Source organism: Rhodobacter capsulatus (assembly GCF_052363175.1).
GTDB classification, from domain to species: domain Bacteria; phylum Pseudomonadota; class Alphaproteobacteria; order Rhodobacterales; family Rhodobacteraceae; genus Rhodobacter; species Rhodobacter capsulatus_D.
The window spans coordinates 1,259,325-1,284,602 of sequence record NZ_CP198946.1; the positions used below are offsets into that span (position 1 = coordinate 1,259,325).

Consider the following 25,278-nt stretch of genomic DNA (forward strand, 5'->3'; position numbering starts at 1 on the left):
TGGGGCGCGATGTCAGGCCGGATCGACCTCGCCCCCGATCTGCACCCCACGCGGTGCGCCCTTGGTGCGGGCGCGCAGCGCGATCAGGCAATCCAGCGTCTCGCCCGTGACTTTTTCGAGCGTATCGGCATAGTTGCCAAGGGCATATTCCTTCGTCGTGTCAGGAAGGACAACCGAAAGTTTACGCGTCGCGGTTTCGATCTGCACAAGCGCGCCGATCAGCGCGGTTTCGGCATCAAGCCGCGCTTCGGCGGGGCGGGCGCGCAGATCATGCAACAGGCGCACCTGCGCGGCACGGCAATCGGCAAAGACCGGCAGCAGTTCCGGGGCAAGGCGGCGCAATTGGCGGTGCACCTCGGTCATGCGAAGCTTCACCAGATCGGCCAGCGCGCCACCTTCGGCCAGATGCTTGGCCGGGGCGAGCGGTTCGAGCGGCGGGTCCGAGGCTTTCGGCGCTGGTTGCAATGCCGAGGCCCGGATCGACAGCCCAACCGCCAACGCATGGATGTTGCTCACCAGCGGGCGGTGGAACAGCACCGCGGCAAGTGCGAGCGGTGTCGCCAGAAAAACGGTGACCCCGCCGGGCAGGTGCCACAGCGCGCGCGGCAGCGCCGAAAGGAGCTGCGGCTCTGCACCGAAGGCGGGGGGCGCGCAGAGCGACAGGGCCGACGCAAACACAAGGAATGCGGCGCCCGAAACGCTTGGCGGAGGTGTGTGTAGCGGCATGGAACACCTTTGGCTGACACCGCCAAACTCGTTGGCGGGTGCGGCCGATTTGTGGCCAAGCTGCGGAATTTGCCGGGAAAATGAGCAGTTTACAAAGAACGCCCCGTTTCTTGCGGTGAAACGATGCTCAGGGGCGCGGGGGTGTCACGCCATCGCGGGCGAGCCTGTCGCGCAGAACTTCGATCTCGATCTCCAGCCCCTCGCGGCCGCTTTCCAGCAGCGCCTTGGTGCGGGCGGTGAAATTCGCCTCCAGATCGTCAAGCAGCGCTTCGAACTCCGCCCGCGCCTGTTCATCGTGACTGCTGGCCCAGAGATCGGCGAATTTCCCCCCGGCGTCGCGGGCGCCCTGCAGATAGACGGTCATGTAGCGCCGCGCTGCGGTCAGATCGCCCGGGTCCTCCTCGACCGCGCGGAAAAGTTCGCGGGCGGAGGCGGCGAAAGCCTCGGTCCGGGCGGTCAACCGGGCGTCGTCGAGCCGCGCGATGGCATCGCGCAGGGCCTCCAGATGCTTTTCGCCCTCGGCCACGACTTTGGCGACGCGGTCTTGCTGAAACGGGTCGATCCCCTCCATCCCCTTGTCCTGCATCGGGTCAAGGCCGAAGGCGATCAGGCCAAGCGCCACGCTGACGGCCGCAACCACCCCCGCGCCGATCAGGCCAAGGTCGGGCGCCTGCGCGCCAAGGGCCAGGCCGACGCCAAGCGTGACCGAGCCCAGCAGCTTGCGCGGCAGGGCCGGGCGGCGGGCGGTCTTGCGCGCCTCCCAAGCGGCCTCGGCTTTCAGGCCCTCGCGGAACAGGAAGGCGGCAAGGCCGACGACGGCAAAGGCGCCAAGATTGCGCGCCAGCGCCACGGGGCCATCGCCAAAGGCATTGAACAGGAAGGGAAAAGCCGCAGCCGCCAGCCAGACCGGGCGGCCCGCAAGGCGGTGGCGCGGGGCAGGGTCGGGCAGCCTGTCGGGGGCAACGCCGGGAAAGCCCTTTGCGGGCGTCATCGGCTGGGGCGAATATTTGCCGCCGAAACGTTGTGCCATCTCAGACCGTGCCTTTCAGCGCGACCGAGAAGATCAGCGCCAGAAGCAGTCCGAAAGCGATGGTTTGCACGGTTTTGCGCGACATGGGCCCTCCGCCGGTTGCCGGTTGCGCTCAAGGTAGGCGCAACCGGGCCGGGTTTGAAGGGGCTTGCCGCCGCAGGCTCAGCCGCGTTTCGGGCCGGGCTTGCCGCCGAAGGGGCGCTTGTCGCCGCCCGAGTGGCTTTTGAACCCCTCCGAGCGCGGCTTGCCGCCCGGTTTCCCGCCGCCGTGGCTTTTGAAGCCCTCGGATTTGAAGCCGGGCTTGCCGCCGCGCGGGCCGAAAGATTTTCCGCCTTCGCCATCACGCGGGGCATAGGGCTTGCGATCGCCATCTTCACGACGGGCGTAAGGCTTCTTCTCGCCATCGCGCGGGGCGTAGGGCTTGCGGTCGCCATCCTCGCGACGGGCGTAGGGTTTCTTCTCGGCATCGCGCGGGGCGTAGGGCTTGCGGTCGCCATCTTCGCGACGGGCGTAGGGTTTCTTCTCGCCGTCCCGCGGAGCGTAGGGTTTGCGGTCGCCATCCTCGCGGCGGGCGTAGGGTTTCTTCTCGCCGTCCCGCGGAGCATAGGGCTTGCGGTCGCCATCTTCGCGACGAGCGTAGGGCTTCTTCTCGCCATCGCGCGGAGCGTAGGGCTTGCGGTCGCCATCTTCACGGCGGGCATAGGGCTTCTTCTCGCCGTCCCGCGGAGCGTAGGGTTTGCGGTCGCCATCCTCGCGGCGGGCATAGGGCTTCTTCTCGCCGTCCCGCGGAGCATAGGGCTTGCGGTCGCCATCCTCACGACGGGCGTAGGGTTTGCGGTCGCCGTCTTCACGACGCGCAAAGGGCTTGCGCTCGCCATCCTCGCGACGCTCGAACGGTTTGCGATCACCGTCTTCGCGGTGCGATTTCATCCCGAAAGCGCGCGGCTTGCGGTCGCCCTCGGCGCCAGCGAAATCACGCTGACGGCCAAAGCTCTTGCGCTCATCGCCCTCACCACGGGCGGGGCGTTCGCCCCCCTCGGGGCGCGGCTTGCGCGCACCCGGCTTCGGCGCCATCCGTTCCGACCGCGGCGGCTTGCCATCCTCGATCCCCGACAAGAGCCGGTCGCCCAGCTGGTCGCGCAGCATCTTGCGCTTCACCTCGACCACGGCGCCCGGTTCCATGTCGTTCAGCCGGAACGGGCCGTAGCTGACCCGGATCAGCCGGTTCACCGTCATGCCGACCTCGCCCATGGCGCGGCGGATCTCGCGGTTCTTGCCTTCGCGGATGCCGACGGTCAGCCAGGCATTCGCGCCCTGCTGCCGGTCAAGGCTGACCTCCATCGGTTGGAAATCCTCGCCGTCGATGGTGATGCCCCGGCGCAGGGGATCAAAGGTTTCTGTCGTCGGGCGGCCGTTCACCCGCACGCGATATTTGCGCAGCCAGCCGGTTTCCGGCAGCTCGAGCCGACGCTTCAGCCCGCCGTCGTTCGTCAAAAGCAGCAGGCCTTCGGAATTGAGGTCGAGCCGACCGACATTCAGCACCCGCGGCATTTCCTCGGGCATTTCGTCGAAAATCGTGCGGCGGCCCTGGTCGTCCTTTTCGGTCGTCACGAGGCCAAGCGGTTTATAATAGAGCCAGAGCCGGGTCTCCTGCGGCGCGTCGATCGGCTTGCCGTCGATCACCACCTTGTCAGAGGGCTTCACGTCGAGCGCCGGGGTTTCGACCTTCTTGCCGTTCACCGTCACCCGGCCCGCAAGGATCATCTTTTCCGCATCGCGGCGCGAGGCGACGCCCGAGCGCGCAATCACCTTGGCGATGCGTTCCGCCGTATCGGCGGTCAGAGTCGGGGCGGGGGGTTTCAGTCTTATCTGTCATGTCCGATCCTTCAGGGGGAGGAGGGGGCGCGCGACCATCGCGGGCGAAGGTGCCTTCCTACACCTGTCATGCAGCTTTGGAAAGCGGCTTGATCGGGCAGGGTTTGCGGGCGATGAAGGGCGATGCAGTTCAAGAGCCACATGCAGGCCGCGCTGGCCGAGGCCGAGGCCGCCGCCGCGCGCGGCGAGGTGCCGGTCGGCGCCGTGATCGTCGCGCCTTCGGGCGCGGTCGTCGCCCGTGCGGGCAATCGCACGCGCGAGCTGAACGACCCCACGGCGCATGCGGAAATCCTTGCGATCCGCGCGGCTTGCGCGGCTTTGGGGTCCGAGCGGCTGGTGGGTCACGACCTTTATGTGACGCTCGAACCCTGTCCGATGTGCGCGGCGGCGCTGTCGAATGCCCGCATCGCGCGGCTTTACTACGGGGCGGGCGATCCGAAATCCGGCGGCGTGGCGCAGGGGCCGCGGATCTTCGCGCATCCGCAATGCCACCATGTGCCCGAGGTCTATGACGGCATTGCCGCCGATCCTGCCGAAAAGCTTCTGAAGGATTTCTTCGCCGCGCGACGCTGAGAGTCGTCGGGGCCCAGAATTCGTCGGGGCGACGTGGCTAGGGAGGAGGAGGCCACGTCGCCCCAAGGCCGCCTCGCGCGGCCGGATGGGTCAGCACCTTGCGGTGCGTCGTCACTTTGCACCTTTACGGTGCGGTCCCCTGTCGGACTTTTTTCTTCCTTTTCTTGACCTTGCCGCAGCGCGGCGCCGAAGGGAATCGGCAAGGCGGAGCCTGCGGCGCAAAAACCGGCAGTGAGCCGAAACGAAGCCGCTTTTCCCGGTCATTGCCTCAAATTGCAGCAGCTCAGCAACGAACGGGCCATGTTGCGCCTGATTCCCGCCGCTTTCCGAGGGGCTGCGCGCGCGGGCGTGACTGGCCAAGCGGACAGGCCCGTGCCAGAACCGGCGCAGGAAAGCCGGAGTGGTGCGATGACGGGGCGGAATCAGCAGGAGTTTCTGGGTTTTATCGGTCCCGAGGATGGCACCGGTCTGGATCGGGCGGCGAAACTGCGCACCGATCCCGAGGCTCTGGCGGCGCTTTGGGCCGATCCCGCCGCGCGCTGCATCGGTTTTGTCGCGGGCGAGGTGCTGATGGCGCCCGAGGGCAGTGCCCCCGATCCGGTCACCGGGCTGGGCCTCTGGTCCGCCGCGCCTGCAGAACATCAGGCGGTGCCGCGCGTGTTTCTTGGCCTTATTGGCACGACCCCGGTCTTCGCGCTCGATCTGCCCGAGACCGCGCTGCCCGCGGCGGCCGAACGGGCCGATCTGCGCTGGGTGATGCCGCGGCTTTGCGCGTGCTCGGCCGAGCTGGCGGCGACAGCGCGCGGGCTGATCGTCTGGCACCAGTTTCACGGCTTCTGCCCCGCCTGCGGCAGCGCCACCACAATCGGTCAGGCCGGTTGGCAACGCGATTGCCCGGCCTGCGGGCGGGTGCAATTTCCGCGCACCGATCCGGTGGTGATCATGCGGATCACCCGCGCCGATCACGTCTTGCTTGCCCGCTCTCCGGGCTGGCCCGAGGGGATGTATTCCTGCCCGGCGGGCTTCATGGAGCCGGGCGAGACCCCGGCTGCCTCGGTCCGGCGCGAGGTGTTCGAAGAAACCGGCATCCGCGTCGGCCCGGTGCGGTTTCTGGCGGCGCAGCCCTGGCCCTTTCCGGGCTCGCTGATGCTGGGCTGTGCGGGCGAAGCCCTGAGCGAGGCGATCACCGTCGATCCGAGCGAAATCGAGGCGGCGATCTGGGTGCCGCGGTCGCGTCTGGCCGCGATTCTGGCGGGCAGCGACCCCGAAATCCGACCATCCCGGCCCGGGACTGTTGCGCGCTGGATGCTGATGGATTGGCTCGCGGCCCCGGCCGATTGACAGCTGCCGGACCATTGGGCAAGGGAATCGGGTGGTCCAGGCGCCACGTCATTGGAGGCAGGCATGAAATTCAGCAACCGCGTCGACGTGGCCTTGCCCGCCGACAAGCTCTTCGAGACGCTCACCGATATCCCGTCCCTTGAACGGGCCGCGATGAAGAAGGGCGTGGTGATGCGCAGACTCGATTCGCTGGCCGAAAAGGCCGCGGGCATGTCCTGGGATGTGGGCTTCCGTCTGCGTGGCAAGCCGCGGCAGATGATTGTCGACGTCACCCTCTATGACGCGCCGGTGCGGATCGAGTATAGCGGCACCTCCGCCGGGTTCGAAGTCACGTTGGTGTTGGAATTCAAGGATCTGGCGCCGAGCCGCAGCCGGATGTCGACTGTGCTCGAGATCAAGCCGCGCACGCTGGGCGGGCGGTTGCTTCTGCAATCGGCGCGGCTGGGCCGGGCCAATCTGGATCGTCGCTATGACGAGCGGATCAAGAGCTTCCTGCGCGATCTGGAAAGCCGCCACGCCTGAGCGGGCGGGGCAGGGGGGCTGCGCGCCCCCCTCTTGGCCTGCGGCCAATTCACCCCTGCGGCGTATTTTGCCAAGGAAAGGGCAGGGCTTTTTCTTGGTGAAACTACGCTGGGGGGAGTCCGAAGGACGGGGGGCAACGCCCCCCCTTTGTCATTCCTGCCGGCGCGGATCTGCCGGATAGGTGCCCAGAATGTGCAGATACGAGGTAAAATAGCGCAGCTCGTCGAGCGCGAGGCGCACGTTGTCATCTTCGGGGTGCCCCTCGATATCGGCGTAGAACTGCGTCGCGGTGAAGGAGCCGTCGAGCATGTAGCTTTCCAGCTTCGTCATGTTCACGCCATTCGTCGCAAAGCCGCCCATCGCCTTGTAAAGCGCGGCCGGGATGTTGCGCACTTCAAAGACGAAGGTGGTCATCATCCGGTCGCCGCGGCGGCGGTCATCGGGCTCGCGCCCCATCACGAGGAAGCGGGTGGTGTTGTGGCCGTGATCCTCGATGTCGCGGGCGAGCACTTCAAGCCCATAGATCGAGGCGGCGAGTTCCGAAGCCAGAACCCCCTCGCCCGGGGTGCGGGTCCGGGCGAGATCGGCCGCGGCGCCCGCGCTGTCGGCTGCGGCATGGCCCGCGATGCCATGCTCGCGCAGGAACCGCGCCGATTGCGGCAAAAGCACCAGATGCGCCCGCACATGCTTGATATCGCTCAGCTTCGTGCCCGGCAGGCTCATCAGCGCGATGCGCACGCGCAGGAAATGCTCGTCGAGGATATGCAGCCCCGATTCCGGCAACAGCCGGTGGATGTCGGCCACCCGGCCATAGGTCGAGTTTTCCACCGGCAGCATGGCAAGCTCTGCCCGGCCGTCGCGCACCGCATCGATCACATCTTCGAACGTGGCGCAGGGCAGGGGCTCCATCCCCGGCCGTGCCAGGTTCGCAGCCTCGTGCGAATAGGCCCCCAACTCACCCTGAAAGGCGATCACGCCATGTCCCGCCATGCTTGCATTCCCTCGACAGTCGATCCGCCCCCTTGATGTCGCAAAGACCGGGCCAAGAAAAGCGCCGATATGCCGTCAAGCCCCTGATCCGCGCCTTTTTATCGCGGCTCAAACGTCACTTGGCACGCGAATGAACCTTGAAATGTGATGATCGAAGCGCGTAGATGCGCCAACCGCAGATGCCAACCGCCGGGGGGAGCCATGCTCGTCAAGACGCACATCACGAAGATTGGGGTCACGCTTTTCGCCGTGGCCCTGTTCTACGGGTTCATCTACATGCTTTCCAACTCGCTCTTCGCGACGCGGCCGGCCACCGCTGTTGCGGTGGATGCCTCCGGGAAAGCCCTGCTGCCGTCGGTCGACGAGGCCGCGATGCAAAGCGCCACCGCGCCCGCCGCTGCCGCGCCCGCTCCGGCTGCCGAAGCCGCCGCCGAACCGGCCGAGCCTGCCGCGCCGCCGCCGCCCGCCTATGTCGAGGTCGATGCGGCCCTGATCACCGGCGATGCGAAAGCTGGCGAAACCTATTTCGGCAAGACCTGCAAAGCCTGCCACAAGATCGACGGCAAGAACGCCATCGGCCCGCATCTGAACGGTGTCATCGGTCGCGCCACTGCCACTGTCGAAGGCTTCAAATATTCGAAAGCCATGAAGGCCCATGTCGGCAACTGGACGCCCGAGCGTCTCGACATCTATCTGGTGAGCCCGAAGGCCGAAGTGCCCGGCACCAAGATGTCCTTCGCGGGCATTCCGGATGCGGCCGACCGTGCCAACGTGATCGCCTATCTCTACTCGCTGCCGCGCTGATCGCTGCCGCACCGAACACGAAGGGCCGTGCCGCAAGGCGCGGCCCTTTCATTTTGGCGCTCTCACATCTTTGCAACTTGCCCCCGCGCGGCCTTCGCCCTTTAGTGGGGTAAAAGGGAGAGCAACATGGCGAAAGCAGCGGTTCAGGTGGCGGTGCAGGATCATCGGGCGGCGATGGCCCGCGCCCTTGGGGGCGGGCTCGTGGCGATGCTTCTGGCAAGCGGTCTTGCGGGGCAGCTGCACGCCGAGGAGACGATCACTGCCTCGGCCATCGCCACCCTTGGCGCGGTGAAATATCCGCCCGATTTCAAGCATCTCGACTATGTGAACCCCGAGGCCCCGAAGGGCGGCGAGATCTCTGAATGGACCCCCTACGGCTTTGACAACTTCAACCCCTACACGATCGAAGGCCGGGCTGCGCCCTTGTCCAGCGCGCCGCAGGAAAGCATGCTGACGGGCACCTCGGACACGGTGGGCGAGGCCTATTGCCTGCTCTGCGAAAGCTTCGAATACCCGCCTTCGCGCGATTGGGTGATCTTCACCCTGCGCCCCGGCATCACCTTCTCGGATGGCACGCCGCTGACGATCGAGGATGTGCTGTTTTCCTATGAAACCATGCGCGACAAGGGGCTGTCGAGCTTCCGGGCGGTCGTCGCGCAACAGATCGCCTCGGTCGAGGTGCTGGACGCGCGCCGCATCAAGTTCACCTTCAAGCCCGATTATCCGAAGCGCGACATCATCCAGTCGGCGGGCAGCTTCCCGGTCTTTTCCAAGGCGCAGTTCGCACGCGACAAGATCGATCTGGAAAAGCCCGCGCAGGTCGAGCTGATGGGCTCCGGCCCCTACACGCTCGACAGCTTCAAAATGGGCCAGACCGTGGTCTGGAAGCGCAACCCGGCCTATTGGGGGGAAAAGCTGCCGATCAATCTGGGGCGCAACAATTTCGACCGCATCCGGGTCGAGTATTACGGCGACTACCAATCCGCCTTCGAGGGCTTCAAGGCGGGCAGCTACACCTTCCGCAATGAAGCGAGCTCGATCATCTGGGCGACGCAATATGACTTTCCGGCGCTGAAAGCGGGGCAGGTTGTCAAGGCGCAGCTGCATGATGGCAGCGTGGCGAACGGGCAGGGCTGGGCGATCAACCTGCGCCGCGAGAAGTTTCAGGATATCCGGGTGCGGCAGGCGCTGGGGCTGATGTTCAACTTCGACTGGTCGAACGAGACGCTGTTTTACGGGCTTTATGCGCGGATCAATTCGCCCTGGGAAAACTCGGATCTGGCGGCGACGGGCCTGCCCTCGGCGGAGGAGCTGGCGCTGCTGACGCCGCTCGCCAAGGATCTGCCCGAAGGCGTGCTGACCGATCCGGCGGTGATGGCGCCGGTGTCGGGCAAGCGCCAGCTGGACCGGGGCAACATGCGCAAGGCGGCGGCGCTGCTGGATGCGGCGGGCTGGGTCGTGGGCGCGGACGGGATGCGGCGCAATCCGAAGGGCGAGCTTCTGCATGTCGAATTCATCAACGACAGCCAGACCTTTGACCGGGTGATCAATCCTTTCGTGGAGAACCTGCGCGCGCTGGGGGTGGATGCGGTGCATCTGCGCGTCGATGATGCGCAGCATCAGGAACGCAAGGCGCGGCATGATTTCGACCTGATCACCGGGCATTTCGGGCAGGAACTTTTGCCCGGCGCGGGGCTGCAGCAATACTTCGGCTCGGGCGCGACCGCGGATGCCTTCAATCTGGCGGGCATCGCCAATCCGGCCATCGACGCGCTGATCCGCAAGGTCGAGGAAGCGACGACGAAAGAGGAATTGGCGGTCCGCGTTCATGCGCTCGACCGGGCGCTGCGGGCGCTGTATTTCTGGGTGCCGCAGTGGTTCAAGGACAGCCACACCGTCGCGTATTATGACATGTACGAGCACCCGGCCCAGCTTCCCCCCTATTCTCTGGGAGAGCTGGACTTCTGGTGGTATAACGCCGACAAGGCTGCAAAACTGAAAGCGGCAGGGGCGCTCTAGGGCTTCAGGCTCGCCGAAATGTCGCAAAACTGCAAGGCAAGGGAACGATGGGCGCCTATATCCTGCGGCGGTTGATGCTGGTTGTGCCGACGCTTTTCGGCATCATGCTGATCAATTTCGCGCTGACGCAATTCGTGCCGGGCGGGCCGATTGAAAGTATCATCGCCCGGGTGCAGGGCGAGTCCGATGCGACGCGCAACCTGACCGGCGGCGCCGATGCGGGCCAGAGCCAATCGGCCGAGGACATGGGCTATCAGGGCGCACGGGGGATTTCCCCGGACCTGCTGGCGCAGCTCGAGGTGCAGATGGGCTTTTCGCGCATCACCTGCGATGAAGGCTTCACCGGCGAGCCGAACCTCAAGGATCCCGCCTGCCATCGTGAAAAGATCCCGGCTTACGAGCGCTTTTTCAAGATGATGGGCGATTACCTGCGCTTCGACTTCGGCACCTCGTTCTTCAAGAACAAGACCGTGGTCGAGCTGGTGATCGACAAGATGCCGGTCTCGATTTCGCTGGGCCTGTGGTCGACGCTGCTGGCCTATCTGATCTCGATCCCCTTGGGCATTCGCAAGGCGGTGAAGGATGGCACCAGTTTCGACACCTGGACCTCGGCCGCGATCATCATCGCCTATGCCATTCCGACGCTTGTGTTTTCCGTCCTGCTGATGGTGCTTTTCGCGGGCGGCAGCTACTGGAAGATCTTCCCGCTGCGGGGGCTGACCTCGGATGATTTCGACACGCTCTCGATGGGGGGCAAGGCGCTCGATTACCTCTGGCACATCTGCCTGCCGACGATCGCGATCACGCTTTCAAGCTTCGTCACCCTGACGCTTTTGACGAAGAACTCGTTCCTGGACGAGATCAACAAGCAATATGTGATGACCGCCCGCGCCAAGGGCCTGACCGAGGGGCGCGTGCTTTACGGCCATGTCTTCCGCAACGCGATGCTGATCGTGATCGCGGGCTTTCCGGGGCTGTTCCTGTCGGTGCTGTTCTCGGGCTCGCTGATCATCGAGACGATGTTCTCGCTCGACGGGCTTGGCCTGCTTGGCTACCAAGCCGCGGTCGAACGCGATTATCCGCTTGTTTTCGGCTCGCTTTATGCGTTCGGCCTGATTTCGCTGGTGATCGGGATCATCTCCGACATCACCTATACCCTCGTCGATCCGCGCATCGACTTCGAGCGGAGGGCCGGTTGATGGCTTTGTCGCCCCTTGCCCAGCGTCGGTGGCGCAATTTCCGCGCCAACCGCCGCGCGTTCTGGTCGCTGATCGTCTTTTCGACGCTGTTCCTGCTGTCGCTCTTCGCGGAACTGATCGCCAACGATCACCCGATCGTCGTGCGCTATCGGGGCGAGACCTTCTTCCCGGTCTACAAATTCTACCCGGAAACCGCCTTTGGCGGCGATTTCCGCACCGAGGCGATCTACACCGATCCGGCCGTGCAATGTCTGATCGTCACTGGCGGGCGGCAGGAATGCTGGGACACCCCCGAGGAGACCCGCAAGGAAGCCGAGACCACCGGCACCGTCGCGGGCGAAGCCATTGAAAAGGGCTGGATGCTCTGGCCGGTGATCCCCTACCATTACCGCACGATCAATGATGTCGGCACCGCGCCTTCGGCTCCCGATGGGCAGCACTGGCTGGGCACCGACGACACCGCGCGCGATGTGGCGGCCCGCGTGATCTATGGTTTCCGCATCTCGGTCGCGTTTGCGCTGATCGTCGCCTCGGTTTCCTCGGTGCTGGGCGTCGCGGCGGGGGCGGTGCAGGGCTATTTCGGCGGCAAGGTCGATCTGATCTTCCAACGCCTGCTGGAAATCTGGTCCTCCACCCCGTCGCTTTACGTGATCATCATCCTTTTCGCGATTCTGGGGCGCAGCTTCTGGCTGCTTGTCGGCGTCACGATCCTGTTCGGTTGGCCCGCGTTGACGGGCGTTGTCCGGGCCGAATTCCTGCGCGCGCGCAACTTCGAATATGTCCGCGCCGCCCGCGCCCTGGGGGTTTCGGATCGGGTGATCATGTTCCGCCACATCCTGCCCAATGCGATGGTGGCGACGATCACCATGCTGCCCTTCGTCATCACCGGGGCGATCTCGGGCCTCGCGACGCTCGATTATCTGGGCTACGGGCTGCCGTCCTCCGCACCCAGCCTTGGCGAGTTGGCCTTGCAGGCGAAACAGCACCTTCAGGCGCCCTGGCTGGCCTTCACCGCCTTCGTCACCTTCGCCACCATGCTCTCGCTGCTCGTCTTCGTCTTCGAGGGCCTGCGCGACGCCTTTGACCCGCGCAAGGTGTTCAAATGACTGCCGTTCTTTCCGTCGACAACCTGCGCGTCAGCTTCCGTCAGGAGGGCCGCGAGGCGCTGGCCGTCAAGGGCGTCAGCTTCTCCGTCGCCAAGGGCGAGACCGTGGCACTGGTGGGGGAATCCGGCTCCGGCAAGTCGGTCACGGCGCTCTCCACCGTTGCGCTTCTGGGCGCCAATGCCAAGGTCGAGGGCTCGGTCACCTATCTTGGCCGCGAGATGGTGGGGGCGAGCGAGCCCACGCTGCGCGCGGTGCGCGGCAATGACATCAGCTTCATCTTTCAGGAGCCGATGACCTCGCTCAACCCCTTGCATTCGATCGAGAAACAGATCGGCGAAAGCCTCGCGCTGCATCAGGGGCTGAGCGGTGCCCCGGCGCGAGCGCGGATCCTTGAACTGTTGACCCGGGTCGGCATTTCGAACCCGGAAAGCCGTCTCGCCGATCTGCCGCATCAGCTTTCGGGCGGGCAGCGGCAGCGGGTGATGATCGCGATGGCGCTGGCCAACGGGCCGGAACTGCTGGTGGCGGACGAGCCGACGACGGCGCTCGATGTGACGATTCAGGCGCAGATCCTTGATCTGCTTGCGGAACTCAAACGCGATCTGGGGATGAGCCTGCTGTTCATCAGCCACGATCTGGGGGTGGTGCGCCGCATCGCCGACAAGGTCTGCGTGATGTCGCAAGGCGAGATCGTCGAGCAGGGCGCGACCGAGGACATCTTCGCCAATCCGCAGCATCCCTATACGAAAAAGCTTCTGGCGGCCGAGCCGAAAGGCCGCGCCGAGCCGGTGCGTGAGGGCGCGGAAACCCTGCTGTCGACCGAGGCGCTGAAGGTCTGGTTCCCGATCAAGCGCGGGCTTTTGCGCCGGACGGTCGGGCACATCAAGGCGGTGAACGAAGCCAGCCTGACGGTGCGGGCGGGGGAAACCCTTGGCATCGTCGGCGAATCCGGCTCGGGCAAGACGACGCTGGCGCTCGCCCTGATGCGGCTCATTGAAAGCGAGGGGCCGATCACCTTTGCCGGGCAGGAGATCTCGCATTGGCAGGCAAAGCAGCTGCGGCCGCTGCGCCGTGACATGCAGATCGTGTTTCAGGACCCCTTCGGCAGCCTGAGCCCCCGCATGACGATCGAGCAGATCATCGCCGAAGGGCTGACGGTGCATGGCGTCGAACCGGGGCGGAACCGGCGCGAGATGGTGGCCGAGATCATGGCCGAGGTCGGGCTCGATCCGGCGGCGATGGCGCGCTATCCGCATGAATTCAGTGGCGGGCAGCGGCAACGCATCGCGATTGCCCGGGCGATGATCCTGCGGCCGCGGGTGGTGGTGCTCGATGAGCCGACCTCGGCGCTCGACATGACGGTGCAGGTGCAGATTGTCGACCTTTTGCGCGATCTGCAGCGCCGTCACGGGCTGGCCTATCTGTTCATCAGCCACGATCTGCGCGTGGTGCGGGCGATGGCGCACAAGATCATGGTGATGAAGGAAGGCTGTGTGGTCGAAGCCGGTCCCGCGGCGCAGATTTTCGAACGACCCGTTACCGAGTATACCCGCGCGCTGATCGCAGCGGCTTTGGGAAAAAGCGCATGAAAATCCTGTTCGTCCATCAGAATTTCCCCGGCCAGTTTCCGCATCTTGCCCCGGCGCTGGCCGCGCGCGGGCACGACATTCTGGCGCTGACGACGGAAACCAACAACCGCCCCTCGCCGGTGAAGGTGGTGAAATACCGCAAGCCCGCCGAGGTGAAGCTGGAGCCGCGGCTGACGAAAATGTATGCCGATGTCTGCGAGCGCGGCATGCGCGCGGCCTTTGCGGCGCGACAGCTGCGCACGCAGCACAACTATGTGCCCGATGTGATCTTCGGCCATCCCGGCTGGGGCGAGACGCTGTTTTTGCGCGAGGTCTGGCCCGAGGCGAAGCTGCTCGTCTATGCCGAGCTGATGTATAAGACGACCGGATTGGACACCGATTTCGACCCGGAATTCGCCAAGCCCGGCCTTGAAAACCGGATTTCCACCACGGCGCGCTCGGCGCATCTGATCCAGTCGATCGTGCAGGCCGATGCGGCACTGTCGCCGACCGAGTTTCAGGCCTCGACCTTCCCGCCGGAGCTGCGCGCCAAGATCACCATCTGCCATGACGGGGTGAACACCGAGCGGCTCATGCCGAACCCCGACGCCAGCTACACCGTGCCGGGCACCAGCCTGACGCTGCGCGCGGGCGACGAGGTGCTGACCTTCATCAATCGCTCGCTTGAACCTTATCGCGGCTACCACACCTTCATGCGCGCGCTGCCCGAGGTGCTGGCGGCACGGCCCGAGGCGCAGGTGCTGATCATCGGCGAAGAGGGGCAAAGCTATGGCGCGGCCCCGGCCGAAGGCTCGTGGAAGCAGAAATTCCTTGATGAGGTGAAGGATCGTCTCGATCTGAGCCGGGTGCATTTTCTCGGCCGCGTGGCCTATGCCGATTTCGTCTCGATCATGCAGATCGGCCGGGCGCATGCCTATCTGACCTATCCCTTTGTTCTCAGCTGGTCGCTGATGGAGGCGATGTCGGCGGGGGCGATGGTGATCGGCTCGGACACGGCGCCGCTGCGCGAGGTGATCGAGGACGGGGTGAACGGGCGGCTGGTCGATTTCTTCGATATCAAGGGCTGGTCGGAAGCGCTGATCGACGCGCTGGCGCGGCCCGAGGCGTATCTCGAGATGCGCAAGGCGGCCCGGGCCTCGGTGGTGGCGAAATACGATCTGCAGACGCATTGCCTGCCGCGGCTGATCGAATTCGTCGAAACCGCGGGCGGCACTCTGGGCTGAGCGGGCTCGGTGTCATGCCCCCGGGGCGGTGTCGGGCAGCGTGACCTCGGCGAAAGCGGCCTGACCATCGGCAAAAAGCGCCATCACCAGCGGCCCATGCGGTCTTCGCCATTCGGAATGGGGCAGGGGGTCGTGGGGGATCTCGGCTTCGCGGGCGGGCGGCAGCGGTTGGCCATTGCACGAAAGATGCTGCAGCGGCGCCTCTGACACCCAGTCAATCGTCAGCTGCCAACGCCCCGGGCCGGCGGGGTTCGCGCGGACCGTCAGCTGCGGCGCGGGCGCCGCGCCCGTGGCGGGCAGAGGCGGCCGCGCGTCACATTCGGGCGTGCGGGGCGGGGGGCTGCGATAAGCGCCGGTGGCCTCGAACGCGCAGGCGATCTGCAACAGCTGCGCATCTTCCCAACCGCGCCCGGCGAAAGTCAGCCCGGCGGGCATGCCGGTATCCGCCATCAGCCCCATCGGCACCGTCACCGTCGGCACGCCGCAATGGCGCAGCGCCAGATTGCCATTGCCGATCCAAACCCCGTTGCGCCAGGCCAGATCGGCCGAGGCCGGGTTCACATCGGCATCCGCGGGCGCCACATCGGCGACGGCCGGAAAGACGACGGCATCAAGGCCGAGCCCGTCCATCCAGTCTTCAAGGTCGATCTTGCGCGTGGCTTCGAGCCCGCGCAGCCCCTCGGCCAGATGCGGCAGGGCGCGGAAATCCTCGCAGGGATGCGCGCGGGCATGGGCCGGGTAATCGGCAATGTCATCGTCAAAGCCGGTGTAGCGGTCGGCAAGCGCGCCTTTGGGCCGCGGGAAGATCCGCGCCCCGTCGACATCGGCGAGCCGGGCGAGCCCGGGATCGCCATTCGCGCGCAGGAAGTCATCCCAGGCCCAGACCGACAGATCGGTGATCTCGGTCTTCAGGTAATCGGCCGAGACGAGCCCCCGCGTCGGAAGCGTGGGGCAGCCGGGCCGGTCGCCCTCGTAGTTCGAGATCAAGGGGAAATCGACCGCGATCACCTCGGCCCCGGCGGATTCCATCGCCGCGCGGGCCTGTTCCCAAAGCGCGAGGATCGAAGCCCGCGTCTCGATCCGTTGCCCGGTCGGGCCGCCGATGCCGGGCTGCTCGGACGTCCCCGCCAGAGGATCGGCATTCAGATACATTCGCGGTGCCCCGATCCGCTTGCCGCTCAGGCTGGCACCGCGGGCGAGGGCCGGGAAGGAGGCGGGGCGGATCTCGGACGGGCGCGGCAGCGCGACCCAAGGCTGCGCGCGCCAGAAATCGCCGCGCGTCTCGGCGTCATCCACCACCAGAAGATCGAGCAGCTCGAGCAGATCGGCCATGCTGCGGGTCTGCGGCACCACCACATCCATCGTCGGCACCAGGGGCCAGTTGCCCCGGGTCGAGATCAGGCCACGGCTGGGCGTATAGGCGCAAAGGCCGTTCAGCGCGGCAGGCGTGCGCCCCGAGGACCAGGTTTCCTCGCCCAGACCGAAGGCCGCGAAGCTCGCCGCCGTCGCCGTGCCGGAGCCGTTCGACGAGCCCGAGGCGAAGGCCGCCGTCAGCCAATCGGCAGAATAGGGCGACTCGGCGCGGCCATGCAGACCGCGCTGCATGCCGCCGTTCGCCATCGGCGGCATGTTGGTCAGCCCGATCAGCACCGCCCCCGCCGCGCGCAGCCGGGCGATGGCAAAGGCGTCGTCAGTGGCGATCAGATCGGCAAAGGCGGGCGATCCTGCATCGGCGGGCAGGCCCTTCGCCTTGAAACTGGCCTTGGCGGTATAGGGAATGCCGTCGAGCGGCCCGAGGGATGCGCCCGCGTTGCGGCGCAGATCGGCGGCGCGGGCGTCATGGAACATCTGCGGGTTCAGCACGGTCAGCGCATTCAGCCGCGGCCCCTGTCGGTCAAAGCGGACGATCCGGGTCAGGTAACCCGCGACGAGCCCGACCGAGGTGACATCCCCCCGCGCAAGGGCGGCGCGCAGATCGGCAAGGCTGGCTTCGACGAGGGTCATCCGGGGCTCTTTGGCAAGGGGCTGATCCGCAAGGATAACCGCCGCTGCCGGCTTCGCATAGCCCCGCCCCGTGCGTTACATCACGGCAACAAGCACGCGCCGCAACAGCCCCGCCGCCAGCAGCAGCATCGTCGCGCCGACGAGCAGATCGAGCACCCGCCAAGCGAGCGGGCGGGAAAAGAGCGGCGCCAGCAGCCGCGCGCCATAGCCGAGCGTGACGAACCAGATCGCGCTGGCCAGCCCCGCGCCCAAGACGAAGGGCAGATGCGCGCCCGAGGGCTGCGCCGCGCCGACCGAGCCGACCAGCAGCACCGTATCCAGATAGACATGCGGGTTGAGCAGGGTGAAGCCCGCGACCCGTGCCAGCGCCCCGAGGCGGCTCAGCGTCTCGCCACCGTTTTCCGCCACCAGTTGCTCGGCGTGCAGCGCGCGGCGCAGCGCGGAAATTCCGTACCAGCCCAGAAACACCGCCCCGCCGAGCGAGAGGCCGGTGACCAGTCTTGGCGCCTGACCCAGCACCGCGCCAAGGCCCGCGACCCCGGCCGCGATCAGCAACAGGTCGGTCAGGGCGCAAAAGGTGACGAGGACGCCGACATGCTCGCGCCGCAGCCCCTGGCGCAGCACGAAGGCATTCTGCGCGCCGATGGCGACGATGAGACCGAAGGACAGGGCGAAACCGGTGAGGAGGGGGGCGATCTGGGTCATGGGGCTTCCTTGCCCGGCCTTGGCGGTGTAGTCAAATTCAGGATGCTAAAGCTGATGAAGGCAGGCTTAAGATGCTCGACTATCCTCTGCTCGCGGCTCTGGCGGCGGTGATCCGCGAAGGCGGGTTCGAACGCGCGGCTTTGGTGCTCGGTGTCACGCCCTCGGCGGTGTCGCAGCGCATCCGCGCGCTGGAGGAGCGGGTGGGGGCGGCGCTTGTCGTGCGCAGCCAGCCGCCGGTGCCGACCGAGGCGGGGGCGCGGCTTTGCGCCCATGTCGAGAAGGTCCGGCTGCTGGAGGGCGAGCTCGCCAGTGATCTTCCGGCGCTGGCGGGTCCGGGGCCGGGGGTGCCCGCGCTGCCGGTCGCGGTGAATGCGGATTCGCTTGGCAGCTGGTTCCTGCCCGCCGCGGCGCGGTTTTCCGAGGCGACGGGGGCGCTTTTGCATCTGGTGCTGGATGACGAGGCGCATACCGCGGCGCGGTTGCGCTCGGGCGAGGTGCTCGCGGCGGTCACGGCCGAGCCCGCGGCGGTGCCGGGCTGCCGGACCCGGCCGCTCGGCGCCTTGCGCTATGTTGCCTGCGCGAGCCCCGCGTTTCGGGCGCGGTATTTCGCAGAAGGTGTCACCGCCGCGGCGCTGAACCGCGCGCCGGTGCTGCAATTCGACCGCAAGGACGGGTTGCAGGCGCGCTGGCTGCGGCAGAATTTCGATCAGGCGCTGACGGCGCCGACGCATCAGGTGCCCTCGACGCAGGGGTTTCTGGATGCGAGCCTTTTCGGGTTGGGCTGGGCACTGCATCCCTTGCCGCTGGCCGCGGCGCCCTTGGCCGAGGGGCGGCTGGTCGAGCTTGTGCCCGGTGCGGCGATGGATGTGGTGCTGCACTGGCAACATGCGCGGCTGGGGGCGCGGTTGCTCGAAGCGCTCACGCGCGAAGTGGCGGCCGAGGCCGCGCGCAGTCTGGTCCCCGTCGCAGGGCTCAGCGCTTTGCCAGAACCTGCACCAGATCCGCGCCGATCCGCGCCGGTCCCGACAGATCCAGCGTCGAGATGATGTCGCCCAGATGCGCGCGCATCAGCCGCTCGGCGGTATCGGCGTCGCGCGACCGCAGCGCGGCCAGCAACGAGGCATGGTCATGGTCGCGGCAGGTCTCCAGCCCCGGCGCGCCATAGATCGCCACGATCAGCGAGCTGCGCGTCACCAGCTCCTTGAGCAGACGCAGCAGCGTCTCGTTGCCTGTCGCCTCGGCGAGCCGCAGATGGAACTCGCCCGACAGCCGGATCGCCGCATGGCGGTTGCCGCGCTGATGCGCCTCGGCCTCTTCGGCCAGACAGGCTTGCAGCGCCGCCAGCTGATCCTCGGTCGCGCGCTCCACCACCAGACGCGCGGCGGCGGGTTCGATCGCGAGCCGCGCCTCGAACACGTCGCGGGCCTGTTTCACGCTCGGGCTGGCGACATAGGCGCCCCGGTTCGAGCGCAATTCGACCACGTCATGGCTGGCCAAAAGCAGCAGGCAGCGCCGGATCCGCATCCGCCCGACCCCGAAAGCCTTGCACAGCTCCGATTCGGAAAGCTTGGTTCCAGCCGCGAGGCGCCGTTCCATCACTGCCTCGAAAATGCGCGCGACGATCTCGGATTCGGTGATTTCCTCACCGGCCGCGAAAGTGTCGCTGTCGTCTTCGGGCGTCTCCGTCATCGGGTCCATCGTGAACAGGCCTGTTTCGGTTGGGAAATACACGCTTGCACCGGGTGCAACAAGCGCAGCGACCGGGCCAAGCCATCTAACACGATGGTTGACAGGATTGTTAACAATCTTTTGCCCTAAGCCTGCCGCTCCGGCTAAGCTCGGAGCAGGACGAACCGCTGATCGACAAGACGGGCCCAACAGGGAGTTTCCAAATGAACAGACGCACCATGATGCTTCGCTCCACCGCGCTGGCGGTTCTGGCAAGCCTCAGCCTTTCCGCCACCGCCGCCATGGCCGAAGAGACGCTGAAGATCGGCTTTGTCGGCGTCACCTCGGGTCCGGCCGCGGCCTGGGGCACGTCGAACGTGCGCTCGATGCAGACGCTCGCCGCGATGCTGAACGAAAAGGGCGGGGTCGAGATCGGCGGCACGACCTACAAGATCGAGATCGTCACCTTCGACGACCAGAAAGACCCGAAACGCGCGATCGCCGGCATGGAGCAGATGGCGCAGCAGGGCATCCATTATGTCGTCGGCCCGAACGTCGATGACGGCGCCGCCGCCGTGCGCCCGGTGGCCGAGGCGAACAACATCATCTACGTCCCCTATGCCTTCCCGAAAGAGCTTTATACCGCCCCCGCCGAAAACGCGATCCTTGGCATGGTGGCGAGCTATCAGTCCGGCCCGGCGATCTACAAATACCTGAAGGACAACAAGGGCGTCAAAAAGATCGCCTTCGTCGCGGCGAATGAATCCGACCCGCTGAGCCAGCGCGACAGCGGCGTCGAGGCGGCCAAGGCGCTCGGCCTTGAAGTGACCTCGTCGGACGTGACCTATCAGGTCGACACCACCGATTTCACCCCGGTCCTGCTGCCGGTGCTGAAGACCCAGCCCGACCTGCTGGTGCTCTCGGGCGTCGCCCCGGCGGCCGCGCCGCAGATGATCCGCTCGGCCCGCGATCTGGGCTACACCGGGCTGATTTCGACCGAAACCGCGCAGGATGCGAAGGTGATCGAGGAAGGCGCGGGCGAGGCGGCGAATGGCTTCATCTCGGTCGGTGGCGCCTCGACCCCCGAGATCGCCTCGGATTACATGAAGGAATTCGTGGCGAAATACACCGAGATGTTCGGCGAATATAACGACGAGTCGAACACCAAGGTCTATGCGCTCGAATACATCCTCGACACGCTGAAGGCCGATCCGAAGGGCATCTCCGACATCGCCGCCTTCAAGACCGCGATGGAAAAATTCGCCGCGCCCAACCCCTACATGAAGGGCGATGCGCAGATGACCTATGTCGGCACCACCTCGTTCGGGCAGAAGCGTCAGCTTTCGGTGCCGCTCGTGGTGAACGAATACAAGGACGGCGCGTTCCAGACGCTGTTCGTCGCGACGGTCGACTGAGACCGGATCTGGCCCGGCCGCTGATGGCCGGGCCCTTTTCCCTTTCGCGGAGCGGACATGGAGCAGATCATCGTCAACGGGCTCTTTCTCGGCGCCTCCTATGCGCTGATCGCGCTCGGTCTCACGCTCATCTTCTCGCTGATGAACGTGCTCAATTTCGCCCACGGGCAGATGTATGTGATCGGCGGGTTCATCACCTATACGGTGGTGGCGCAGTTCCATCTGCCGTTTCTGGTCGGGCTTCTGGCCTCGGCCGTGGCGCTGGCGGCGCTTGGCGCCTTTGCCGAGCGCTTCCTCTTCGCCCCCGTCATCCGACGCTCGAAGCGCGAGGAATCGACGATGCTTCTGGCGGCCGGGATCGCGTTCTTTCTGGATGCGGTGACGCTGCTCGTCTTTGGCGAGAAGCAGCGCGGCATTCCGAAGATCGTGGGTGGCGTCTTCAACTGGGATTTCCGCATCGTCATGCCCTATGACCGCATCCTGATCGGGGGGCTGGCCGTCGCGCTGATCGGGGCGTTCATCCTGTTCATGCGCCATTCCCGCACCGGCCGCGCGATGCGGGCCTTGGCGCAGGACCGGATGGCGGCCGAGCTGATGGGCGTCGATGTCGAGCGCTATTCGATGATCGGCTTTGCCCTTGGCGCGATGCTGGCGGGGCTGGTCGGCGGGCTTCTGGTCTCGATCGTCGGCGTCAATCTGGGCATGGGTGGGCCGACCTCGATCAAGGCCTTCATGATGATCATGATCGGTGGTGCCGGGGTGATTTCGGGCGCGATCGCCGGGGGTTTCATCCTTGGCATGCTGGAATCCGTCGGGCTGTCGCTGCTCGCCGCCTATGGCGACATCACCTATCTCGTCATCTTCGCCTCGCTGATGATCTTCCTCGCCTTCCGCCCGCAGGGGCTGATGGGCAAACCCTGGGGCTGAGCCATGATCCGTTCGCTTTCCGTCGCGGCCTTTCTGATCGCGCTTTACATCGGCGTGCCGGGGCTGATCAGCCTCACCGGCCGGTGGGATTTCTATTACACGCTCACCTCGGTGGCACTTCTGTCGATCGGCTCGGCCGGGGTCTGGCTGACCTTCTACATCGGCCGTATCAACATCGGGCAGGGCGCCTATGCGCTGGCGGGCGGCTATGTCGCGGCGGTGCTGATCACTAAGCTGGGCTTCAACTTCTGGGCCACGCTGCCGCTCGCGGGGCTGTTCTGCGCCGCGCTGGCGGTGCTGATCGGCGTGCCGATCCTGCGGCTGAGGGGCGTCTATTTCTCGATGGTGACGCTGGTCTTGACCGAGGTCGCCCGGCTTTCGGCGCTGGCCCTGCCGGTGACGAACGGCGCGCGTGGCATCACCTCGATCCCGCTGCCGGGCGAGGTGTCGATCTTCGGCCTGACGCTGATCCCCGATTTCGCCACGCTCGAAAATCCGAAACTGGCCTTTTACCTGATGGCCGTGACGCTGATGTGCCTTGCTTATCTGGTGCTCTGGCGCATCACCCGCTCGCGGTTGGGGCATCTGTTCCGCTCGCTGCAGCAAAACGAGGATCTGGCAGCCTCGATCGGGGTCAACATCGCCTTCCTGCGGGTGCTGGCCTATGCGATTTCCTCCTTCATGGGGGGCATCGCCGGGGCGGGCTTCGTGGTGATCTCGCAGTCGATCTACCCCTCGTCCTTTCAGGTCGCCGACAGCGTCAACTTCATGCTGAACTGCTTCCTGGGCGGGCTTGGCTTCGTCTTCGGCCCGATGCTCGGCACGCTGGTCCTTTACTTCGGCTGGTCGCTTCTCTTCGCCGCCGCGAAATACCAGATGCTGATCTATTCGACGCTGCTGATCGCCGCGATGCTCGTCGTGCCGAACGGTCTTCTGAGCCTGCCCGCGATGCTGCGCGGCAAGGGGGGGAAATGAGCCCGATCCTGCAAATCCGCAATGTCACCAAGCGCTTCGACGGGCTTGTTGCGAACAACGACATCTCGTTCGATGTCGCCGAGGGCGAGATTCTTTCGGTGATCGGCCCGAACGGCGCGGGGAAATCGACGCTCTTCAAGATGATCTCGTCGTTCCTGCGCACGACGTCCGGAGAGGTGCTGTTTCGCGGCGAGAAGATCTCGAACCTGTCGCCCCATGCGGTGGCGCGCAAGGGGGTGGTGCGCACCTTTCAGGAGACCACGATCTTCCGCGCCATGACCGTGCGCGAAAACGTCATCGTCGCGCATCATCTGCGCGCCAAGGCGTCACTGGCGGGCTTCTTCTTCGGCTCCACCGCCGCGCGGGCGGATGAGACCGCCTTTGCCGCCTCGGCCGACGAGATCATCGGCTTTCTGGGCCTTGCGCCCATTGCGGGCGAGCTGGCCTCGAACCTGCCGCAGGGGCATCTGCGTGCGCTGGGCATGGCGATTGGCCTCGCCACCAACCCCTCGGTGCTGCTGCTCGACGAGCCCTTCGCCGGGATGAACCATGACGAGACGATGCGGATGGTGGCGCTGGTGCGCCGCTTGCGCGACGAGCGGGGCATCACGGTGCTTCTGGTCGAGCATGACATGCCGGCGGTGATGAAGATCTCCGACCGGATCGTGGTGCTCAATTTCGGCGAGAAGATCGCCGAGGGCACCCCCGCCGAAATTCAGGAAAATCCGCGCGTGATCGAGGCTTACCTCGGCTCGGAAGACGCCGCGATCGGGATGTGACCATGCTCAGCCTCGAGAATGTCGAACTGTATTACGACCATGTCTATGCGCTCAAGGGCGTGTCGCTGTCGCTGTCGGAAGGCGAGACGGTGGCGCTGATCGGGGCGAACGGGGCGGGGAAATCCTCGATCCTGCGCGCGATCACGGGCCTGCGCAAACCGCGCTCGGGCACGATCACCTACCGCGGCGAGCGGATCGACGGCAAATCTCCGGCCGAGATCGTGAAGATGGGCATCGCGATGGTGCCCGAGGGGCGGCGGGTCTTCCCGCTGATGTCGGTCAAGGACAACCTGCTGATGGGCGCCTTTACCCGCTCCGACACGGCCGGGATCGCGCGCTCGCTTGATGCCGTCCTGACCCGGTTCCCGCGGCTGAAGGAGCGCTTCGGGCAGCAGGCGGGCACGCTGTCGGGCGGCGAGCAGCAGATGATGGTGATCGGCCGCGCGCTGATGGCGGCGCCGAAACTGCTGCTGCTCGACGAGCCCTCGCTCGGCATCGCGCCAAAGCTGGTGCAGGACATCGCCCGCGCGATCGTGGCGATCAGCCGCGACGAGGGCGTGTCGGTGCTGCTTGTGGAACAAAACAGCCGCATGGCGCTGTCGATTTCCGCCCGCGCCTATGCGCTGTCGACCGGCACCGTCGCGCTGTCGGGCGTCTCGCGCGATCTGATGCACGATCCGCGCATCAAGGCGGCTTATCTTGGGGGCGACATGTGATGCGGCTCTTGCTGATCAATCCGAACACCACGGAAACGATGACCGAAAAGGCCGGGGCCGCCGCCCGTCGCGTCGCCGCACCGGGCACCGAGATCATCGCGGTCAATCCGACCCATGGCCCCGCCTCGATCGAGGGCTATTACGACGAGGCGATGAGCCTTGCCGGGCTTCTGGGGGTCATCGGCGGGCGCGACGATTATGACGCCGTGATCATCGCCTGTTTCGACGACACCGGGCTTGATGCTGCGCGTTGCCTGACCGAAAAGCCGGTGATCGGCATCGGCGAGGCGGCCTTCCACATGGCCGCGATGCTCTCGAACCGGTTTTCCGTCGTCACCACGCTGGGCCGCTCGGTCCCGGCGCTTGAGCACAACCTGACCCGTTACGGTCTGGCGGCGCGTTGCGCCCGGGTGCGGGCTTCGGAAATTCCGGTGCTCGACCTTGAAGACCCGCTCAGCGAGGCCTGTGCCCGCATCGGCGCCGAAGTGGCGGCTGCGATCACCGAGGATCGGGCCGAGGCGATCGTGCTTGGCTGTGCGGGGATGACCGATCTGGCCGAGGGTCTGGGCCGCGCGCATGGGCTGCCGGTGCTTGATGGCGTCGTCTGCGCCGTGGCGCTGACCGAGGGGATGGTGCGGCTTGGTCTGGCCACCTCGCGGCTTGGCGGTTACGCGCCGCCGCGGTTCGACAAGGGCTGAGCGACCCTTTCCAAAACCGGCCTGCCATGCCCCCGCGTCCCTTCGGGCGCGGGAATCGCTGGCCTTGTCGGCAAAGCGCGATATACTCCCCCGTAGTATAGATCCCCGCGGGGAGGGAAAGCCGTGCCGAACGACCCCGAGGACAAGAAGCGGATTCTGGCCCGCGTGAAGCGGATCACCGGCCAGTGCGAAGCCCTGACGCGAGCGCTGGAAACCGGCTCGGACTGCGGGCCGATCCTGCAACAGATCGCTGCCGTGCGCGGGGCCGTGAACGGGCTGATGGCCGAGGTGCTGGAAGCCCATATCCGCGACGAATTCGGTCCGCCCGAGGGAGAGGGCGGCGCCAAAACCGGGGAATTGCTGGCGCTGGTGCGCAGCTACCTCAAGTAACTCA

General features: G+C 66.0%; 24 protein-coding genes. 17 read left to right on the top strand and 7 right to left on the bottom strand.

Annotated features, from left to right (window positions below; translation table 11 throughout):
* Positions 1–12 precede the first annotated feature (12 nt).
* From ACTTAI_RS07070 to ACTTAI_RS07080, 3 genes are all read right to left on the bottom strand, one after another.
* The gene (locus ACTTAI_RS07070; RefSeq protein WP_444455083.1) at positions 13–726 is read right to left on the bottom strand and encodes a hypothetical protein; all 714 of its coding nucleotides are present in this window, start codon (positions 724–726) and stop codon (positions 13–15) included.
* Between the two features lie 127 nt (positions 727–853).
* Positions 854–1,756 (bottom strand): 5-bromo-4-chloroindolyl phosphate hydrolysis family protein, encoded by a 903-nt coding sequence (locus ACTTAI_RS07075; RefSeq protein ID WP_444455084.1) that lies wholly within the window; start codon positions 1,754–1,756, stop codon positions 854–856.
* A 162-nt stretch (positions 1,757–1,918) separates the two neighbouring features.
* On the bottom strand, positions 1,919–3,565 hold the full coding sequence (locus tag ACTTAI_RS07080; RefSeq protein ID WP_444455085.1) for a pseudouridine synthase: 1,647 nt from the start codon (positions 3,563–3,565) through the stop codon (positions 1,919–1,921).
* 189 nt (positions 3,566–3,754) lie between these two features.
* Here ACTTAI_RS07080 and ACTTAI_RS07085 point away from each other — a divergent pair, with 189 nt between their 5' ends.
* The 3 genes from ACTTAI_RS07085 to ACTTAI_RS07095 all read left to right on the top strand — a co-directional run bounded on the left by ACTTAI_RS07085 (position 3,755) and on the right by ACTTAI_RS07095 (position 6,067).
* Complete coding sequence (locus tag ACTTAI_RS07085) at positions 3,755–4,204, top strand: nucleoside deaminase (RefSeq protein WP_444455086.1); 450 nt, start codon at positions 3,755–3,757, stop codon at positions 4,202–4,204.
* A 408-nt stretch (positions 4,205–4,612) separates the two neighbouring features.
* Positions 4,613–5,545: an NAD(+) diphosphatase gene (gene nudC / locus ACTTAI_RS07090; protein ID WP_444455087.1), complete on the top strand. Its 933-nt coding sequence runs from the start codon at positions 4,613–4,615 to the stop codon at positions 5,543–5,545.
* 63 nt (positions 5,546–5,608) lie between these two features.
* Entirely contained in the window at positions 5,609–6,067 is a 459-nt protein-coding gene (locus ACTTAI_RS07095; RefSeq protein WP_444455088.1) for an SRPBCC family protein, read from the top strand.
* Between the two features lie 150 nt (positions 6,068–6,217).
* Here the strand turns inward: ACTTAI_RS07095 and ACTTAI_RS07100 are convergent, their stop codons facing one another.
* Positions 6,218–7,057, bottom strand: coding sequence for a prephenate dehydratase (locus ACTTAI_RS07100; protein WP_444455089.1), 840 nt, complete (start codon positions 7,055–7,057; stop codon positions 6,218–6,220).
* A 201-nt stretch (positions 7,058–7,258) separates the two neighbouring features.
* Here ACTTAI_RS07100 and ACTTAI_RS07105 point away from each other — a divergent pair, with 201 nt between their 5' ends.
* The 6 genes from ACTTAI_RS07105 to ACTTAI_RS07130 all read left to right on the top strand — a co-directional run bounded on the left by ACTTAI_RS07105 (position 7,259) and on the right by ACTTAI_RS07130 (position 14,997).
* Entirely contained in the window at positions 7,259–7,861 is a 603-nt protein-coding gene (locus tag ACTTAI_RS07105; RefSeq protein ID WP_444455090.1) for a c-type cytochrome, read from the top strand.
* A gap of 126 nt (positions 7,862–7,987) precedes the next feature.
* Positions 7,988–9,880: an extracellular solute-binding protein gene (locus ACTTAI_RS07110; RefSeq protein WP_444455091.1), complete on the top strand. Its 1,893-nt coding sequence runs from the start codon at positions 7,988–7,990 to the stop codon at positions 9,878–9,880.
* 47 nt (positions 9,881–9,927) lie between these two features.
* The gene (locus tag ACTTAI_RS07115) at positions 9,928–11,079 is read left to right on the top strand and encodes a microcin C ABC transporter permease YejB (RefSeq protein ID WP_444455092.1); all 1,152 of its coding nucleotides are present in this window, start codon (positions 9,928–9,930) and stop codon (positions 11,077–11,079) included.
* Positions 11,079–12,185 (top strand): ABC transporter permease, encoded by a 1,107-nt coding sequence (locus ACTTAI_RS07120; protein ID WP_444455093.1) that lies wholly within the window; start codon positions 11,079–11,081, stop codon positions 12,183–12,185. Before ACTTAI_RS07115 ends, ACTTAI_RS07120 begins: the two co-directional genes overlap by 1 nt.
* Positions 12,182–13,774, top strand: a complete 1,593-nt coding sequence (locus ACTTAI_RS07125) for an ABC transporter ATP-binding protein (RefSeq protein WP_444455094.1) — start codon at positions 12,182–12,184, stop codon at positions 13,772–13,774. The genes ACTTAI_RS07120 and ACTTAI_RS07125 overlap by 4 nt, the downstream gene beginning before the upstream one ends.
* On the top strand, positions 13,771–14,997 hold the full coding sequence (locus ACTTAI_RS07130) for a glycosyltransferase (RefSeq protein ID WP_444455095.1): 1,227 nt from the start codon (positions 13,771–13,773) through the stop codon (positions 14,995–14,997). The genes ACTTAI_RS07125 and ACTTAI_RS07130 overlap by 4 nt, the downstream gene beginning before the upstream one ends.
* Positions 14,998–15,009: 12 nt before the next feature.
* Here ACTTAI_RS07130 and ACTTAI_RS07135 read toward each other — a convergent pair whose 3' ends face one another.
* The gene (locus ACTTAI_RS07135) at positions 15,010–17,001 is read right to left on the bottom strand and encodes an amidase (protein ID WP_444455096.1); all 1,992 of its coding nucleotides are present in this window, start codon (positions 16,999–17,001) and stop codon (positions 15,010–15,012) included.
* Positions 17,002–17,076: 75 nt separating this feature from the next.
* The gene (locus tag ACTTAI_RS07140) at positions 17,077–17,706 is read right to left on the bottom strand and encodes a LysE/ArgO family amino acid transporter (RefSeq protein ID WP_444455097.1); all 630 of its coding nucleotides are present in this window, start codon (positions 17,704–17,706) and stop codon (positions 17,077–17,079) included.
* Between the two features lie 71 nt (positions 17,707–17,777).
* Between ACTTAI_RS07140 and ACTTAI_RS07145 the strand changes: the two genes are divergently transcribed.
* Complete coding sequence (locus ACTTAI_RS07145) at positions 17,778–18,752, top strand: LysR family transcriptional regulator ArgP (RefSeq protein ID WP_444455098.1); 975 nt, start codon at positions 17,778–17,780, stop codon at positions 18,750–18,752.
* Here ACTTAI_RS07145 and ACTTAI_RS07150 read toward each other — a convergent pair.
* Positions 18,679–19,395, bottom strand: a complete 717-nt coding sequence (locus ACTTAI_RS07150) for a GntR family transcriptional regulator (RefSeq protein WP_444455099.1) — start codon at positions 19,393–19,395, stop codon at positions 18,679–18,681. The two genes, ACTTAI_RS07145 and ACTTAI_RS07150, sit on opposite strands and share 74 nt — an antisense overlap.
* 203 nt (positions 19,396–19,598) lie before the next feature.
* On the opposite strand from ACTTAI_RS07150, the gene ACTTAI_RS07155 reads away from it, so the two are divergent.
* The 7 genes from ACTTAI_RS07155 to ACTTAI_RS07185 all read left to right on the top strand — a co-directional run bounded on the left by ACTTAI_RS07155 (position 19,599) and on the right by ACTTAI_RS07185 (position 25,274).
* Positions 19,599–20,789 carry an ABC transporter substrate-binding protein gene (locus ACTTAI_RS07155; protein WP_444455100.1) on the top strand — a complete coding sequence of 397 codons (1,191 nt, stop codon included), beginning with the start codon at positions 19,599–19,601 and terminating at the stop codon, positions 20,787–20,789.
* Positions 20,790–20,846: 57 nt separating this feature from the next.
* Complete coding sequence (locus tag ACTTAI_RS07160) at positions 20,847–21,716, top strand: branched-chain amino acid ABC transporter permease (RefSeq protein ID WP_444455101.1); 870 nt, start codon at positions 20,847–20,849, stop codon at positions 21,714–21,716.
* Between the two features lie 3 nt (positions 21,717–21,719).
* Entirely contained in the window at positions 21,720–22,691 is a 972-nt protein-coding gene (locus ACTTAI_RS07165) for a branched-chain amino acid ABC transporter permease (RefSeq protein ID WP_444455102.1), read from the top strand.
* Positions 22,688–23,470, top strand: a complete 783-nt coding sequence (locus ACTTAI_RS07170) for an ABC transporter ATP-binding protein (RefSeq protein WP_444455103.1) — start codon at positions 22,688–22,690, stop codon at positions 23,468–23,470. Before ACTTAI_RS07165 ends, ACTTAI_RS07170 begins: the two co-directional genes overlap by 4 nt.
* Positions 23,471–23,472: 2 nt before the next feature.
* Positions 23,473–24,186, top strand: a complete 714-nt coding sequence (locus ACTTAI_RS07175) for an ABC transporter ATP-binding protein (RefSeq protein WP_444455104.1) — start codon at positions 23,473–23,475, stop codon at positions 24,184–24,186.
* Positions 24,186–24,884, top strand: coding sequence for an aspartate/glutamate racemase family protein (locus ACTTAI_RS07180; RefSeq protein WP_444455105.1), 699 nt, complete (start codon positions 24,186–24,188; stop codon positions 24,882–24,884). The genes ACTTAI_RS07175 and ACTTAI_RS07180 overlap by 1 nt, the downstream gene beginning before the upstream one ends.
* Before the next feature lie 123 nt (positions 24,885–25,007).
* On the top strand, positions 25,008–25,274 hold the full coding sequence (locus ACTTAI_RS07185) for a metal/formaldehyde-sensitive transcriptional repressor (protein ID WP_110805466.1): 267 nt from the start codon (positions 25,008–25,010) through the stop codon (positions 25,272–25,274).
* The last annotated feature ends 4 nt before the right edge of the window (positions 25,275–25,278 follow it).

What these genes read in the sequence shown, in the direction of transcription:
- ACTTAI_RS07070 (WP_444455083.1), bottom strand. Translation starts at nt 726, where the DNA reads ATGCCGCTACACACACCTCCGCCAAGCGTTTCGGGCGCCGCATTCCTT.
- ACTTAI_RS07075 (WP_444455084.1), bottom strand. Translation starts at nt 1,756, where the DNA reads ATGGCACAACGTTTCGGCGGCAAATATTCGCCCCAGCCGATGACGCCC.
- ACTTAI_RS07085 (WP_444455086.1), top strand. Translation starts at nt 3,755, where the DNA reads ATGCAGTTCAAGAGCCACATGCAGGCCGCGCTGGCCGAGGCCGAGGCC.
- nudC (WP_444455087.1), top strand. Translation starts at nt 4,613, where the DNA reads ATGACGGGGCGGAATCAGCAGGAGTTTCTGGGTTTTATCGGTCCCGAG.
- ACTTAI_RS07095 (WP_444455088.1), top strand. Translation starts at nt 5,609, where the DNA reads ATGAAATTCAGCAACCGCGTCGACGTGGCCTTGCCCGCCGACAAGCTC.
- ACTTAI_RS07100 (WP_444455089.1), bottom strand. Translation starts at nt 7,057, where the DNA reads ATGGCGGGACATGGCGTGATCGCCTTTCAGGGTGAGTTGGGGGCCTAT.
- ACTTAI_RS07105 (WP_444455090.1), top strand. Translation starts at nt 7,259, where the DNA reads ATGCTCGTCAAGACGCACATCACGAAGATTGGGGTCACGCTTTTCGCC.
- ACTTAI_RS07110 (WP_444455091.1), top strand. Translation starts at nt 7,988, where the DNA reads ATGGCGAAAGCAGCGGTTCAGGTGGCGGTGCAGGATCATCGGGCGGCG.
- ACTTAI_RS07115 (WP_444455092.1), top strand. Translation starts at nt 9,928, where the DNA reads ATGGGCGCCTATATCCTGCGGCGGTTGATGCTGGTTGTGCCGACGCTT.
- ACTTAI_RS07120 (WP_444455093.1), top strand. Translation starts at nt 11,079, where the DNA reads ATGGCTTTGTCGCCCCTTGCCCAGCGTCGGTGGCGCAATTTCCGCGCC.
- ACTTAI_RS07125 (WP_444455094.1), top strand. Translation starts at nt 12,182, where the DNA reads ATGACTGCCGTTCTTTCCGTCGACAACCTGCGCGTCAGCTTCCGTCAG.
- ACTTAI_RS07130 (WP_444455095.1), top strand. Translation starts at nt 13,771, where the DNA reads ATGAAAATCCTGTTCGTCCATCAGAATTTCCCCGGCCAGTTTCCGCAT.
- ACTTAI_RS07135 (WP_444455096.1), bottom strand. Translation starts at nt 17,001, where the DNA reads ATGACCCTCGTCGAAGCCAGCCTTGCCGATCTGCGCGCCGCCCTTGCG.
- ACTTAI_RS07140 (WP_444455097.1), bottom strand. Translation starts at nt 17,706, where the DNA reads ATGACCCAGATCGCCCCCCTCCTCACCGGTTTCGCCCTGTCCTTCGGT.
- ACTTAI_RS07145 (WP_444455098.1), top strand. Translation starts at nt 17,778, where the DNA reads ATGCTCGACTATCCTCTGCTCGCGGCTCTGGCGGCGGTGATCCGCGAA.
- ACTTAI_RS07150 (WP_444455099.1), bottom strand. Translation starts at nt 19,395, where the DNA reads ATGACGGAGACGCCCGAAGACGACAGCGACACTTTCGCGGCCGGTGAG.
- ACTTAI_RS07155 (WP_444455100.1), top strand. Translation starts at nt 19,599, where the DNA reads ATGAACAGACGCACCATGATGCTTCGCTCCACCGCGCTGGCGGTTCTG.
- ACTTAI_RS07160 (WP_444455101.1), top strand. Translation starts at nt 20,847, where the DNA reads ATGGAGCAGATCATCGTCAACGGGCTCTTTCTCGGCGCCTCCTATGCG.
- ACTTAI_RS07165 (WP_444455102.1), top strand. Translation starts at nt 21,720, where the DNA reads ATGATCCGTTCGCTTTCCGTCGCGGCCTTTCTGATCGCGCTTTACATC.
- ACTTAI_RS07170 (WP_444455103.1), top strand. Translation starts at nt 22,688, where the DNA reads ATGAGCCCGATCCTGCAAATCCGCAATGTCACCAAGCGCTTCGACGGG.
- ACTTAI_RS07175 (WP_444455104.1), top strand. Translation starts at nt 23,473, where the DNA reads ATGCTCAGCCTCGAGAATGTCGAACTGTATTACGACCATGTCTATGCG.
- ACTTAI_RS07180 (WP_444455105.1), top strand. Translation starts at nt 24,186, where the DNA reads ATGCGGCTCTTGCTGATCAATCCGAACACCACGGAAACGATGACCGAA.